Origin of the sequence: Phenylobacterium sp. LjRoot97, assembly GCF_964254345.1 — a bacterium.
In the GTDB taxonomy this organism is placed as follows: Bacteria; Pseudomonadota; Alphaproteobacteria; order Caulobacterales; family Caulobacteraceae; genus Phenylobacterium.
Genome location: NZ_CAXUTH020000001.1, coordinates 1735260 through 1747790 on the forward strand (window position 1 = coordinate 1735260; position 12531 = coordinate 1747790).

General features: G+C 69.0%; 14 protein-coding genes. 12 read left to right on the forward strand and 2 right to left on the reverse strand.

Features of this window, described 5'->3' with window-relative positions; genetic code table 11:
- Nucleotides 1-20: 20 nt before the first annotated feature.
- From ACSQ2H_RS08665 to ACSQ2H_RS08700, 8 genes are all read left to right on the forward strand, one after another.
- Nucleotides 21-467, forward strand: a complete 447-nt coding sequence (locus tag ACSQ2H_RS08665) for a VOC family protein (RefSeq protein ID WP_436061017.1) — start codon at nt 21-23, stop codon at nt 465-467.
- Nucleotides 464-796, forward strand: a complete 333-nt coding sequence (locus ACSQ2H_RS08670) for an ArsR/SmtB family transcription factor (protein ID WP_436061018.1) — start codon at nt 464-466, stop codon at nt 794-796. The genes ACSQ2H_RS08665 and ACSQ2H_RS08670 overlap by 4 nt, the downstream gene beginning before the upstream one ends.
- Nucleotides 793-1257: an SRPBCC family protein gene (locus tag ACSQ2H_RS08675; protein ID WP_436061019.1), complete on the forward strand. Its 465-nt coding sequence runs from the start codon at nt 793-795 to the stop codon at nt 1255-1257. The genes ACSQ2H_RS08670 and ACSQ2H_RS08675 overlap by 4 nt, the downstream gene beginning before the upstream one ends.
- A gap of 60 nt (nt 1258-1317) precedes the next feature.
- Complete coding sequence (locus ACSQ2H_RS08680; protein WP_436061020.1) at nt 1318-2616, forward strand: TCR/Tet family MFS transporter; 1299 nt, start codon at nt 1318-1320, stop codon at nt 2614-2616.
- 66 nt (nt 2617-2682) lie between these two features.
- Nucleotides 2683-4098 carry a Do family serine endopeptidase gene (locus ACSQ2H_RS08685; RefSeq protein WP_436061021.1) on the forward strand — a complete coding sequence of 472 codons (1416 nt, stop codon included), beginning with the start codon at nt 2683-2685 and terminating at the stop codon, nt 4096-4098.
- A gap of 67 nt (nt 4099-4165) precedes the next feature.
- Nucleotides 4166-5467, forward strand: coding sequence for a replication-associated recombination protein A (locus tag ACSQ2H_RS08690; RefSeq protein ID WP_436061022.1), 1302 nt, complete (start codon nt 4166-4168; stop codon nt 5465-5467).
- The gene (locus ACSQ2H_RS08695; protein ID WP_436061023.1) at nt 5464-6240 is read left to right on the forward strand and encodes an RluA family pseudouridine synthase; all 777 of its coding nucleotides are present in this window, start codon (nt 5464-5466) and stop codon (nt 6238-6240) included. The genes ACSQ2H_RS08690 and ACSQ2H_RS08695 overlap by 4 nt, the downstream gene beginning before the upstream one ends.
- Before the next feature lie 31 nt (nt 6241-6271).
- The gene (locus ACSQ2H_RS08700; protein WP_436061024.1) at nt 6272-6784 is read left to right on the forward strand and encodes a CC0125/CC1285 family lipoprotein; all 513 of its coding nucleotides are present in this window, start codon (nt 6272-6274) and stop codon (nt 6782-6784) included.
- Here the strand turns inward: ACSQ2H_RS08700 and ACSQ2H_RS08705 are convergent.
- Nucleotides 6781-7554, reverse strand: a complete 774-nt coding sequence (locus ACSQ2H_RS08705; protein ID WP_436061025.1) for a hypothetical protein — start codon at nt 7552-7554, stop codon at nt 6781-6783. The two genes, ACSQ2H_RS08700 and ACSQ2H_RS08705, sit on opposite strands and share 4 nt — an antisense overlap.
- 111 nt (nt 7555-7665) lie before the next feature.
- Between ACSQ2H_RS08705 and crcB the strand changes: the two genes are divergently transcribed.
- Both crcB and ACSQ2H_RS08715 read left to right on the forward strand, forming a co-directional pair.
- Complete coding sequence (gene crcB, locus ACSQ2H_RS08710) at nt 7666-8049, forward strand: fluoride efflux transporter CrcB (protein WP_436061026.1); 384 nt, start codon at nt 7666-7668, stop codon at nt 8047-8049.
- Nucleotides 8046-9032, forward strand: coding sequence for an RluA family pseudouridine synthase (locus ACSQ2H_RS08715; RefSeq protein WP_436061027.1), 987 nt, complete (start codon nt 8046-8048; stop codon nt 9030-9032). The genes crcB and ACSQ2H_RS08715 overlap by 4 nt, the downstream gene beginning before the upstream one ends.
- Here ACSQ2H_RS08715 and ACSQ2H_RS08720 read toward each other — a convergent pair.
- The gene (locus ACSQ2H_RS08720; RefSeq protein ID WP_436061028.1) at nt 9029-10117 is read right to left on the reverse strand and encodes a winged helix DNA-binding domain-containing protein; all 1089 of its coding nucleotides are present in this window, start codon (nt 10115-10117) and stop codon (nt 9029-9031) included. The two genes, ACSQ2H_RS08715 and ACSQ2H_RS08720, sit on opposite strands and share 4 nt — an antisense overlap.
- A gap of 80 nt (nt 10118-10197) precedes the next feature.
- Here ACSQ2H_RS08720 and ACSQ2H_RS08725 point away from each other — a divergent pair, with 80 nt between their 5' ends.
- Together ACSQ2H_RS08725 and ACSQ2H_RS08730 are read left to right on the forward strand one after the other, a co-directional pair.
- A complete protein-coding gene (locus tag ACSQ2H_RS08725; protein WP_436061029.1) occupies nt 10198-10923 on the forward strand; it encodes an ATP12 family chaperone protein in 726 nt (241 codons plus the stop codon).
- 70 nt (nt 10924-10993) lie between these two features.
- Nucleotides 10994-12526 carry an acyl-CoA carboxylase subunit beta gene (locus tag ACSQ2H_RS08730; RefSeq protein ID WP_436061030.1) on the forward strand — a complete coding sequence of 511 codons (1533 nt, stop codon included), beginning with the start codon at nt 10994-10996 and terminating at the stop codon, nt 12524-12526.
- Nucleotides 12527-12531 lie beyond the last annotated feature (5 nt).

Sequence of the window (12531 nt, forward strand, 5' to 3'; positions counted from 1 at the left end):
CGCACCCAGAGGAGGACGCCATGTCCGCAGGTTTCCGTTCCGCGTTGTTCTACCAGGATCCCAAGGCGGCCCTGGCCTGGCTCGAGAAGGCCTTCGGCTTCGAGCTGGTCATGCTGCTTGAAGACGCCGACGGCAACGTCGCCCATTCGCAGATGGAGTTCGGCGACAGCTACGTGATGATCGGCCAGGAATGGAGCGCCGACCACAAGAGCCCCAAGTCTGTCGGCGGCAAGAACACCCAGACGGTCCACGTGCAGCTCGACAGCGACATCGATGCGCACTGCGCACGCGCCAGGGCCGCCGGGGCGGAGATCATGGCCGAGCCGGAAACCCAGTTCTACGGCGACCGCACCTATCGCTGCCGCGATCCCGAGGGCCATATCTGGACCGTTTCCCAGACCGTCGCGAGCATCAGTCGTGAGGACGCCGAGACGGCCAGCGGCCTGAAGATCACCGGCTGGCGATGAGCGCGGCGCGGGCCCTCGACACCACCCTGGCGGCGCTGGCCGATCCGGCCCGCCGCCGGGTCGTGGACCTGCTCGCCCGCGGGCCGCGGCCGTCCGGCGAACTGGCGCGCGAGCTCGGCCTTTCGCCCCCGACCATGAGCCGTCACCTCCGTACGCTGCGGGAAAGCGGTCTGGTCGAGGAGAGCCATCCGGAATTCGACGCGCGCGTCCGCATCTATGCCTTGAGGCCCGAACCGATGGTGCATCTGTTGCGCTGGCTGGAAGAGAGCGAGCGGCTGTGGAGCGAGCAGCTGACCGCCTTCAAGGCCCACGTCGAGAAGACGCCGTGACGTCGAAGGTCTACGTCGCCCTGCGGGTGAAGGCGCCGCCCCAGCGCGCCTTCGCGGCCTTCGTCGGCGAGATCGGGGCCTGGTGGCGGCCGAACGGCCTCTTCCAGACCACGCCGCGCGCGCCGGGAGTCCTGGCCTTCGAGCCGGAAGAGGGCGGGCGCCTGACCGAGACGCTCGAGAACGGCAAGGTGTTCGAGATCGGACGCATCCTGGTCTGGGAACCGCCGCACCGCCTGGTTTTCTCGTGGCGGCAGGCGAACTTCCCGCCGGAACTGATGACGCAGGTCGAAGTGCGCTTCGAGCCGGTCGGCGACGAGACCCGGGTCAGCGTCGAGCATCGCGGCTTCGACGAAGTGCCGGAGGGCGCCGCCCGCCATGGCTTCCCCGACGAGGTGCTGCTCATGCGGCTGGCCGAATGGTGGCGAACGCTGCTGACATCCTATCGCGAGACGTCGGCCTAGGCTGGCGGACGTGGTAGTTCAAAGACGTAAACGGCCCGAAGCGGCCGAGCGGAGGAAGCCATGACTGACCGAGCCGAGACTGTCGGCGGCGTGGCCGACGACAAGCGGTGGGCGGGGGCGTTCCGCTTCATCTTCGCGGCCGCGGTCATCAACGCGGTCTCGTTCGGGATCATGATCCCGGTGCTGCCGAACCTGATCAAGGAATTCACCGGCGGCGACACCGCCGCGGCCTCCGAATGGAACGTCGTGTTCGGGGCGGTCTGGGGCGTCATGCAGCTGTTCTGCGGACCGATCCTGGGGATGATGTCCGACCGCTTCGGCCGTCGCCCGATCCTGCTGGTGTCGCTGGGCGGCCTGGCGATCGACTTCCTGTTCATGGCCCTGGCGCCGAGCCTGATGTGGTTGTTCGTGGGGCGGGTGATCAACGGCCTGACCGCCGCCAGCTTCTCAACCGCCAACGCCTACGTCGCGGACGTCACCCCGCCCGACAAGCGCGCCAAAGCCTATGGCTGGATGGGGTCGGCCTTTTCCTTCGGCTTCCTGGTCGGGCCGGCTGTCGGGGGCTTCCTGGGCGACATCGATCTGCGGCTGCCGTTCTTCGTCGCCGCGGCGCTGACCACCGTGAACTGGCTCTACGGGTTCTTCATCCTGCCGGAGTCGCTCCCGCGCGAGAAAAGGGTCGCCAAGTTCGATTGGAAGCGGGCCAACCCGATCGGCTCGCTCAGCTTCCTGCGCTCGCACAACGAACTGCTGGGGCTGGCTTCCATCGGCTTCCTCTTTCAACTCGCCCACACCGTGCTGCCGGCGATCTTCGTGCTCTACACCGGCTATCGCTATGGCTGGACGCCTGGGTTCATGGGCCTGACCATGATGGCCACGGGCCTGGCCGGCGTGATCGTCCAGACCCTGCTGGTCGGGCCGGTCGTGGCGCGGATCGGCGAGCGCGGCACCCTCCTGTTGGGCGCTGCGGCCGGCGCAGCGGGATTCACCATCTACGGCCTGGCGCAGACCGGCTGGGCCTACATGCTCGGCGTGCCGGTCTTCGCGCTGATGAACTTCCTGATGCCCGGCCTCCAGGGGTTGATGACCCGGCGCGTGGAGCCCTCGGCGCAGGGGCAGTTGCAGGGCGCAAACCAGGCGCTGCAGGGCATCGCTTCGGTGATCGGGCCAGTGATTTTCGGCATGACCTTCGCCTGGTCGATCCGTCACGACGGGGCGATGCACCAGCCCGGTCTGGCGATCTACCTGGCCGCGGGGCTCCTCGTGGGCGCCTTCCTGATGTCTTTGAAGGTCGGGCGGGGCCCCAAGACACCGCAGGAAAAGGATCAGGCTATTCCGTCGAAGCCAGACGAGGACTAAATCGTCGCCATCATTGCGCCTGAAAACTCCTGAGAGTGCAGGTCCGAGACGATGCCTGGAGACTCTATGCGCGCCTTTCGCGTCCTGATTCCCGCCCTGGCCCTGCTGGCCGCCTGTTCCGACCCTGCAGCCAAATCCAACGCCCAGATCCCGCCGCTGACTCAGCCGACGCGGGCCGCGCCGGGCGACGCGCTGACCATGAAGTCCTCGTTCGCGCCGGTCGTGAAGCGGGCGGCCCCGGCCGTGGTCAACATCTCGTCCAAGCGCCTGGTGCGACAGCGGGCCGACCCGTTCTGGGAGATGTTCGGCATGGGCGCTCCGCGAGAGCGAATCCAGGGCTCGCTCGGCTCGGGCGTCATCGTCCGTTCCGACGGCATTGTAGTGACCAACAATCACGTCGTGGAGGGCGGGCAGGAGATCACCGTGGCCCTGGCCGACCGCCGCGAGTACACCGCGCGCGTGCTGCTCGCCGACCCGCGCACCGATCTGGCCGTGCTTAAGATCGATGTCGGGAACGAGCGCCTGCCGACCCTGGCGATCGACGATTCCGGTGAGGCTCAGGTCGGCGACCTGGTGCTGGCCATCGGCGACCCCTTCGGCGTCGGCCAGACGGTGACCAACGGCATCATTTCGGCCCTGAACCGCACCGCCGATCCGAACGGCGATGCGTCCAACGCCTACATCCAGACCGACGCAGCGATCAATCCGGGGAACTCCGGCGGCGCCCTGGTCGACATGGACGGCGACTTGATCGGGGTGAACAGCTTCATCCTTTCGCGCTCTGGGACGTCGTCGGGCGTCGGGTTCGCGGTGCCGGCAGCCATCGTCCGGCGGGTGGTCGAAACCGCCGCCGGCGGCGGCCAGGCGGTCGTGCGTCCCTGGCTTGGCGCCCGCACCCAGACGGTCACCGCCGAACTGGCGCGCAGCATGGGCATGAGCGTGCCGCAGGGTGCGCTGGTGGCCGACATCTGGCCGAACGGCCCGGCCGCGCGCGCGGGTCTGCGCCAGGGCGACGTCATCGTCTCGGTCGACGGCCGTCCTGCGGTCGATGCGGCTGCAGTGTCCTATGCGATCTCCTCGCGGCGGCCGGGCGACAGCATCAAGCTGGGCGTTCGTCGCGGCAGCGGCGAGCAGACCCTGACCCTGCGCGCCGAGGCGCCGCCGGCGACCCCGGCCAAGGACGAGCAGGTGATTTCCGGGCGCAATCCGTTCGACGGCGCGACGGTCGTCAACCTGTCGCCAGCTGTGGCCGACGAACTAGGCATCGATCCGTTCGCCGGGAGAGGCGTGCTGGTGACCAACATCAGCCGCGGCTTTGCGATGAACGCCGGCCTGCGTCCGGGCGACCTGGTCCGCAAGGTCAACGGCCGCGACATCGGCAGCGTCCGCGAACTGACCGGCGTGCTCGGCGGCGGCGGCGGCCAATGGCAGGTGACCATCGAGCGTAACGGCCAGGAGATCACCGCCAACTTCCGGACCTGACGGCTTCGAGGGCGGCGCCGGGCGCGCCGCTCTCGCTCCAATCCGCGAAGGGCGGTAGAAGGCGCCTATGGCCGATCTCTTCGAAGCAGCCGGGCTGACGCCGCACGCGCCGTCGCCGCTCGCCGACCGCCTGCGTCCGCAGCGGCTGGGCGAGGTGGTGGGGCAGGACCATCTGCTGGGCCCTGAGGGGCCGATCGGCCGCATGGCCGAGGCCAAACGCCTGTCCTCGATGATCCTCTGGGGCCCTCCTGGCACCGGCAAGACGACCATCGCCCGCCTGCTGGCCAAGGAGGCCGGCTACGAGTTCCAGCAGATTTCGGCCGTGTTCTCGGGCGTCGCGGATCTCAAGAAGGCGTTCGAGCAGGCGCGGATGCGCCGCGCCGCGGGCCAGTCGACCCTGCTGTTCGTCGACGAGATCCATCGCTTCAACCGCGCCCAGCAGGACGGCTTCCTGCCCTTCGTCGAGGAGGGCATCGTCACTTTGGTGGGAGCCACCACCGAAAACCCGTCGTTCGAGCTCAACGGGGCGCTCCTTTCGCGCTCGCAGGTCTACGTCCTCAAGCGGCTCGACGAAGAGGCGCTGCAGTCGCTGCTGACCAAGGCCGAAGCCCACGAGCAGAAGGACTTGCCGCTCGAGCCGGAGGCGCGCCAAGCCCTGGTCGCGATGGCCGACGGCGATGGCCGCTACCTGCTGACCCTGGCCGAGACCCTGTTCAATATCGGATCGGCGAAACTCTTGTCGATCAAGGATTTAGGTCAAATCCTTCAGAAGCGAAGCCCGGCCTACGACAAGGACCGGGAAGAGCACTACAACCTGATCTCAGCGCTGCATAAGTCCGTCCGCGGCTCCGATCCCGACGCTGCGCTCTACTGGCTGGCGCGGATGCTGGGGGGTGGCGAGGACCCGCTGTTCATCGCCCGGCGGCTGATCCGCATGGCCGTCGAGGATATCGGCGAGGCCGATCCCATGGCCCTGGTCCTGGCCAACGCCGCCAAGGACACCTACGACTTCCTGGGCAGCCCAGAGGGCGAGCTGGCGCTGGCGCAGGTGGTCGTGCACTTGGCGGCCGCGCCCAAGTCCAACGCGGTGTATGTCGCCTTCAAGGCCGCCCAGCGCGCGGCGCGCGAGACCGGCTCGTTGATGCCGCCGGCCCACATCCGCAACGCCCCGACCAAGCTGATGAAGGACCTCGGCTACGGCAAGGGCTACGCCTACGACCATGACGTCGAGGGCGGCTTCTCGGGCCAGAACTACTTCCCGGAGGGGATGGAGCGGCAGCGCTTCTACCAGCCCAAGGACGTCGGCGTCGAAGCGCGGATCAAGGAGCGCCTGGAGCGCTGGGCCGAGCAGCGGAACCGCCGCTCGTGAAGCCGCGCACGCCGCCCAAGGTCAAAGCCCAGCCGAAGCCCGTCTCCCTGACCCCTGAAGAGATCGCGCTGGTCCGCAGCCTGGTGATCTACGAGGACGCCGACATCATGGCGCTCAACAAGCCGTCGGGCCTGTCCAGCCAGGGCGGCCGCGGGCAGGTCAACACGCTGGACGAACTGCTTTGGGCGTTCGCCAAGCCAGGCAAGGCGCGGCCACGGTTGATCCACCGGCTCGACCGCGACACCTCGGGCGTGATCCTGACGGCCAAGACCAAGCCGGCGGCGAGCTTTCTCGGCAAGCACATGATGGGCCGGCGCTTCGCCAAGACCTATCGGGCCATCGTCACCCCAGGCGCGCCTGAGCCGGCCGGCGGGGTGATCGAGGCCGCCTTGCGCCGCGAGGAGGCTGGACGCGAGGCCTACATGCGCGTTTGCCCACCGGACCACCCCGACGCCGAGACGGCGCTGACCCGCTATCGGACCCTGGCCAAAGGGGCGGGCGCGGCGTTGGTCGAGGCGAACCCGCAGACCGGTCGGATGCACCAGATCCGCGTGCACCTGGCCTCGATCGGACGGCCGATCGCCGGCGATGCGCGCTACGGCGGGGCGCTGATGGCCGGCGGCCGCCCGGTGCCGCGGCTGATGCTGCATGCCGCGGCGCTGAGCTTTCCGCATCCCGCCGGTGGGACGAAGACAATCACCGCGGATACCCCGGCTGACATGCAGTCGCTGATCGAGGCCCTGGGCCTGGCGGGGAACGCCGCGGAGGCTTGACCGTTAGCCAGGAAGCCGTGCGAACGGCGGCTTGGGTGAGGTCACCGCCATGCGACGCCTGACAACCATCATCGCGCTTTGCGCCGCGCTCGGCGCCTGCGCCACGGCCCCCACGGTCTATGGGCCGGCGAGAAGCGCAGGCGCGGTCGGCTTTACCGAAATGAGGATCGAACCTGGCCGCTATCGCGTGACGTTCCGGGGCGGGGCGGGGGCGCCGATCGACCAGGTGTCAGACTATGCCCTGCTGCGGGCCGCAGAACTGACCTTGGCCGACGGCTACGAGTGGTTCCGGGTGGTTGACCGGTACGTGGCCCAAAGCGGCTACGACAGCGGCCCGCGGGTGTCGGTGGGCGCAGGCGGCGGCAGCGGCGGATACAGCAGCGGCGTCGGTGTCGGCGTCGGCACCAGCTTCAACCTCGGTGGCGGGCCGGCCCTGACGCAGACGATCGAGGTCATCATGGGGCGCGGTCAGCAACCGCCGTCCGCGACCGGTCAGGTCTACGATGCGGCCGACGTCCAGAGCACCATCCGCAGCCGGATCTAGGCGCGAACGCCGGGCGCGTCCTGGGCGCGTGTCGCCACATGGGTGAAGCCCGCGACTTCGGCCACATCGGAAAATCCGTCCGCCGGCAAGCCCTGGGCGATCAACAGCGGCGCCAGGCCCTGGATCTGCTCGCCGACCTCCAGCAGGGCGGCGGCCACGTCGCTGTCGGCGCCGACGATGTCGCCAGCGTCGAGCGCCAAGGCCTGGAGCCGCACGTCCTTGAAGGGCGCCGCGGCGTCTCGGCCAGCCTGCAGGCGGCCGAAAACGCCCTTGCACATGGCGCCGAGCAGGCTGGCGACCTCGTTCAGCCGTCCGGACGGCGTGCCGCGTCCGACTTCGGTGATCTCGACGATGATGTGGGCCTTGAGCGTCTCCGTCGACCCATGGGCGGCCTGCACCAGGTTGGCCCGCCCGCGACGGCCCGCCAGCGTGCGGAATGACTGCGGGATGATCAACGGCAGCTTGGCCTCGGTCTCCGAAGGGCGCAGCCGACTGGCGAACTCGAGTGTCGCGCGGTCGATGGCCTCGACATCGCTGTCGGTCAGGCGGCCATAGGCCCAGGACGGGATGATCACTCCCGTCTTCACATGGCGCACGACAGGCCGGATCCGCAACGCAGCGGTGGCGGCGTGGCGCAGACTCACCAGCTCCTCGATCGAATAGTCGAGCGCGAGAATCCGACGCTCGCTGGTGGCGAAGGTCCAGGGCGGCAGGCCCTCGGAAGGTCCCACCGTCACCGCCACTGCGCTCTCGCCCGCCACGCCCGTCATCCAGAAAAGCCTATCGCGTTGGGACCATGCCGGGGCGGACTTAACCGGCGGTGACGGGGCGAGATTAACCGACCGTTTGCGCGGCGGGTGCGGCGCGTCGCATAAGGGCGCATGGAAAAGGTTCTACTTGTGGCCGCCGGAGGCGCGGCAGGCGCCGCGGCGCGCTACGCATTGGGCGTCCAGGCGCTGCGGCTCTGGGGCACGGCCTGGCCGTTTGGGACGTTCATCGCCAACGTTTCGGGCGGGCTGCTGATGGGCGTGCTGGCGGGCTATCTCGCCCATCGCGGCGGCGCTGACCAGGAGCGCCTGCGGGTGCTGCTGGGGGTCGGCGTGCTCGGCGGGTTTACGACCTTCTCGGCGTTCTCGCTGGAGACGGCGCTGATGGTCCAGCGGCGCGCCTACGGCCAGGCTTTCGCCTATACGAGCGCCTCGGTGCTGCTGTCGGTCTCGGCGCTGTTCCTGGGACTGTTGCTGGCGCGGAGGGTGTTCGCATGAGGGAAGTCCGTAACATCGCCGTCGATCCGGGCGAGGACGGCGTGCGCCTGGACCGCTGGTTCCGCCGCCGCTGGCCGCATGTTTCGCAGATCCAGATCCAGAAACTCGCCCGTTCGGGGCAGATCCGCGTCGACGGGGCGCGCGCCAAGCCCGACCAGCGCCTGGCCGCCGGCGAGATGATCCGCGTGCCGCCGCTGCCCGACGCGCCCAAGCCCGGCGACAAGCCCGGCCTCGACCCACGCGACATCGCCTACGCCAAGTCTCTGGTGCTCTACGAGGACGAAGAGGTGCTGGTGCTCAACAAGCCCGCCGGCCTGGCGGTGCAGGGCGGCACCAAGACCACCAAGCACGTCGATCGCCTGCTCAGCGCCTGGGGCGAGGGGCTCGATCGCCCGCGCCTGGTCCACCGGCTGGACCGTGACACCTCCGGCGTCCTGGTGCTGGGCAAGACGCCCGGCGCCGCGGCCAAGCTGTCCGGCGCCTTTGCGCGCCGCCGCGCCGAAAAGACCTACTGGGCGCTGGTGCTCGGCAACCCCAAGCCCTCCGAGGGGGTGATGGAACTGCACCTGGTCAAGAAGGGCGTCGGCGACCGCGAGATGGTCGTGCCGGCGGACCCGAAGGACCCGAACGCCGACCCGGCCGAGACGGAGTTCGTGACCGTCAGCCGCGCGGCGCACCGCGTGGCCTGGATGGCGCTGCGCCCGCACACCGGCCGGACTCACCAGCTGCGCGCGCACATGCTGGCCATGGGCCATCCGATCCTGGGCGATCCCAAGTACAAGACCGACGCGTCGGCCGAGCTGTCCGGGAGCCTGAAGCTGCAACTGCATGCGCGGCGGCTGACCCTGCCGCACCCATCGCGCGGCACGCTGATCCTGGAGGCGCCGATCAGCAAGGAATTGAAGGAAGGCTTCAAGCGGTTCGGCTTCGACGAGCACGAAGCCAATCCTGAACCGTTCAAGGCCCGCAAGCGCCGCCACTAGGGCTCGAAAGCGACCTCCGGCCTGACGTCCGGGGCCAGAAAGGCGGCTGCGGACAAGGCTTCGGCCTCGATGGCCTTGCGGTCCCTGGCGGCGATCTTGCCGAACAGGCGGATGGCGGCGGCGACGGATTTCTTCTTCGTCTCGATCCGCCAGGTCCCGGCGACGACCCCGTCGACCAGGACCATGGCGGGGATCAGTCCGTTCTTGCTGGCCATCAGCGGGGCGTGCTCAGGGCGGATGATCCCGGTGCGATCAGCGCGGCAGAGCACCGCGCCGTCGAAGTCGGCCAGCAGCCGGACGGGGGCGGGAGTGTCGCCCGGCGGCCGCGCAGAGTCCCGCAGGTCGTAGAGCTTGCGGCCGCGCTCGTCCTTGAAGGTCACGAGCTCCTCGCCGAGCGCCTCGAAGGTGGAGGCCGCCGCCTTGAGGCCAGACCAGGCCGAGAAATCGGCCGGCAGGGACGGGCCGTGGGCGGCCAGATACCGGCGCGCCAGGGCCTGCGGCTGGGGGGCTTCGTGCTCGTCGCGTCCTAGCCAGGTCCTGGCCAGGGTGAAGTCGCCGCCAGGCTCGTGGCCGAATGGGGCGTCCGACGCGGCCTGAACCAGCGGCAGGAACATCCGCGTGGCGTAGGCGAGGGGGCGCACTGGTTCGAAGCCTTGCGCTTCCAGCACTTGCCGCACGCTCTCGAAGTCCTTTGGCTCGGGCGCGAAGTGCTCGCGGCCGATCGCCAGCACGGCGTCCAACACCTCAGGCGTCGGCTTCACGCCCCAAGGCAGCGTGACGTCGCGCGCCGGCATGACCGTGGTGCGGAAGGCGAGGACGTCGTCGGCGCTGGCCAGATGCAGGGTGCCGCGCATCAGCGTCGAGCGGACCACCCGGCGCGCGTGGATGGCGTCCAGCAGGTCCTGCCGCCGAAAGCCCTTGAGGCGCGCCCAGAGGCCTAGGAACGGCGCGCGCGGCAGCTGCGCCTGCATCGCGAACAGCCGCTCCAGCGCGGACACGGGATCGATCGCGTGGCGTTCCAGCAGCAACTGCCGGTCCAGCAGGATGCGGTTGAGGTCGCGCGGGCTCAGGACGGTGTCGCTCATGAACCCAGGATCGCCGACCCGCCCCAGCTTGCGCAATCGCCGCCGGGGCGTCATTGCACCCGTGAGCTAAGGAGATGCGCGTGCAGAAGGGCTTCATAGAGCCGGGCGAAAAGCCCAAGCGGTTCTACAAGGACGTGACGGTGGCGGCCGAAGACGGCGCCTTTTCGGTCAAGCTCGACGGCCGCAACGTCCGTTCGCCCAAGGGCGGCAAGCTCTCGGTGCCGACCAAGGCGCTGGCGGAGATGGTCGCCGCCGAATGGGACGCGCAGGGCAAGCACATCGAAATCGCCTCGATGCACATCACGCGGCTGGCCTTCACCGCGACCGAAGCTGTTCCGCAGGCCCGGGACGCCACCGCCGGCCAGGTCGCCCAGTACGCCGCCTCGGACCTGATCTGCTACTTCTCCGAGACCGGCAACAGCCTGTATGACCGCCAGGTCGCCGGCTGGGAGCCGGTGCTGCGCCGGGCCGAACAGGAGCTGACCCTGGTCTTCAAGCGCGCCACCGGGATCGTTCACACCGAACAGCCCGAGGAGACCCTGGCCCAGGTCAAGGCGCTGGCGCTGGAACTCGACGACTTCGCCCTGACCGGCGTGGCGTTCGGTACGCCGCTGTTCGGCTCGGCGGTGCTGGCGCTCTCGCTGCAGCGCGGCTGGCTGACCGGCGAAGAGGCCTGGACGCTCTCGCGCATCGACGAGGCTTACCAGGAAGAGAAATGGGGCGTGGACGAGGAGGCGGCCGAACGGACGGCGCGCCTGCTGGAGGAAGCGCGCATGCTCGAGAGCTGGTTCAAGGCTCTGGCATAGAGCGTCCTGCGCGGTTGCCAGCGCCGGATCGTCCGACTACGCCTTGAAGCTTGGCGTGGGAGGCCGATGCGTGAAGCACATCCTTGAAGAGCTTGAGAAGCGCCGCGGCGAGGCGCGTCTGGGCGGGGGCGAGCGCCGGATCGCCAGCCAGCACGGCAAGGGCAAGCTGACGGCGCGCGAGCGGCTGGACCTGCTGCTGGACGAGGGCTCGTTCGAGGAGTTCGACATGTTCGTCGAGCACCGGGCGACCGACTTCGGGATGGCCGACAACCGGGTGCCGGGCGATGGCGTGGTGACCGGCTGGGGCCGGATCAACGGCCGGCTGGTGTTCGTGTTCTCCAAGGACTTCACGGTGTTCGGCGGCTCGCTGTCGAACGCCCACGCCCGCAAGATCGTCAAGGTGCAGGAGCAGGCGCTGAAGGTCGGGGCCCCGATCATCGGGCTGTTCGACGCCGGCGGCGCCCGCATCCAGGAAGGCGTCGACGGCCTGGCCGGCTACGCCGACATCTTCCTGCAGAACACCCTGGCCAGCGGCGTCATCCCGCAGATCAGCGTGATCATGGGCCCCTGCGCCGGCGGCGATGTGTACTCCCCGGCGATCACCGACTTCATCTTCATGGTGAAGGACACCTCGTACATGTACGTGACCGGCCCGGACGTGGTGAAGACCGTGACCCACGAGGAGGTCACCCACGAGGAGCTCGGCGGCTACCGGGTGCATGCGCTGAAGTCGGGCGTCGCCGACGGCGCGTTCGAGAACGACCTGGAGGCGCTGACCCAGGTGCGCCGGCTGGTCGACTTCCTGCCGCTCTCCAACCGAGAGAAGCCGCCGGTGCGCGAGAGCTTCGATCGGACCGACCGGCTGGAGCCCTCGCTCGACAGCCTGGTGCCGGCCAATCCCAACAAGCCCTACGACATGAAGGAGTTGATCCTGAAGGTCGTCGACGAGGCCGACTTCTTCGAGATCAGCCCGGACTTCGCCAAGAACATCATCTGCGGCTTCGGCCGCATCGACGGGGCCACCGTCGGCGTCGTCGCCAACCAGCCGCAGGTGCTGGCCGGGGTGCTGGACATCGACTCGTCCAGAAAGGCCGCGCGCTTCGTGCGCTTCTGCGACGCCTTCGAGATCCCGCTGGTGACCCTGGTCGACGTGCCCGGCTTCATGCCCGGCACCAAGCAGGAACAGGGCGGGCTGATCCGCCACGGCGCCAAGCTCCTCTTCGCCTACGCCGAGGCCACGGTGCCGAAGGTCACCCTGATCACCCGCAAGGCCTATGGCGGGGCCTATGACGTCATGAGCTCCAAGCACATCCGCGGCGACGTCAACTACGCCTGGCCCTCGGCCGAGATCGCGGTCATGGGCTCCAAGGGCGCGGTCGAGATCATCTTCCGCTCCGAGATCGGCGACCCCGAGGCCATCGCCGCCCGCGAGGCCGAGTACAAGCAGCGCTTCGCCAATCCGTTCGTCGCCGCTTCACGCGGCTACATCGACGATGTCATCATGCCCCACTCCACCCGCCGGCGCATCGCAAACGCGCTGAAGAACCTCCAGGGCAAGCAACTCGCCAATCCCTGGAAGAAACACGACAACATCCCGCTGTAGGGCCA

What these genes read in the sequence shown, in the direction of transcription:
- ACSQ2H_RS08665 (WP_436061017.1), top strand. Translation starts at nt 21, where the DNA reads ATGTCCGCAGGTTTCCGTTCCGCGTTGTTCTACCAGGATCCCAAGGCG.
- ACSQ2H_RS08670 (WP_436061018.1), top strand. Translation starts at nt 464, where the DNA reads ATGAGCGCGGCGCGGGCCCTCGACACCACCCTGGCGGCGCTGGCCGAT.
- ACSQ2H_RS08680 (WP_436061020.1), top strand. Translation starts at nt 1,318, where the DNA reads ATGACTGACCGAGCCGAGACTGTCGGCGGCGTGGCCGACGACAAGCGG.
- ACSQ2H_RS08685 (WP_436061021.1), top strand. Translation starts at nt 2,683, where the DNA reads ATGCGCGCCTTTCGCGTCCTGATTCCCGCCCTGGCCCTGCTGGCCGCC.
- ACSQ2H_RS08690 (WP_436061022.1), top strand. Translation starts at nt 4,166, where the DNA reads ATGGCCGATCTCTTCGAAGCAGCCGGGCTGACGCCGCACGCGCCGTCG.
- ACSQ2H_RS08705 (WP_436061025.1), bottom strand. Translation starts at nt 7,554, where the DNA reads ATGACGGGCGTGGCGGGCGAGAGCGCAGTGGCGGTGACGGTGGGACCT.
- crcB (WP_436061026.1), top strand. Translation starts at nt 7,666, where the DNA reads ATGGAAAAGGTTCTACTTGTGGCCGCCGGAGGCGCGGCAGGCGCCGCG.
- ACSQ2H_RS08715 (WP_436061027.1), top strand. Translation starts at nt 8,046, where the DNA reads ATGAGGGAAGTCCGTAACATCGCCGTCGATCCGGGCGAGGACGGCGTG.
- ACSQ2H_RS08720 (WP_436061028.1), bottom strand. Translation starts at nt 10,117, where the DNA reads ATGAGCGACACCGTCCTGAGCCCGCGCGACCTCAACCGCATCCTGCTG.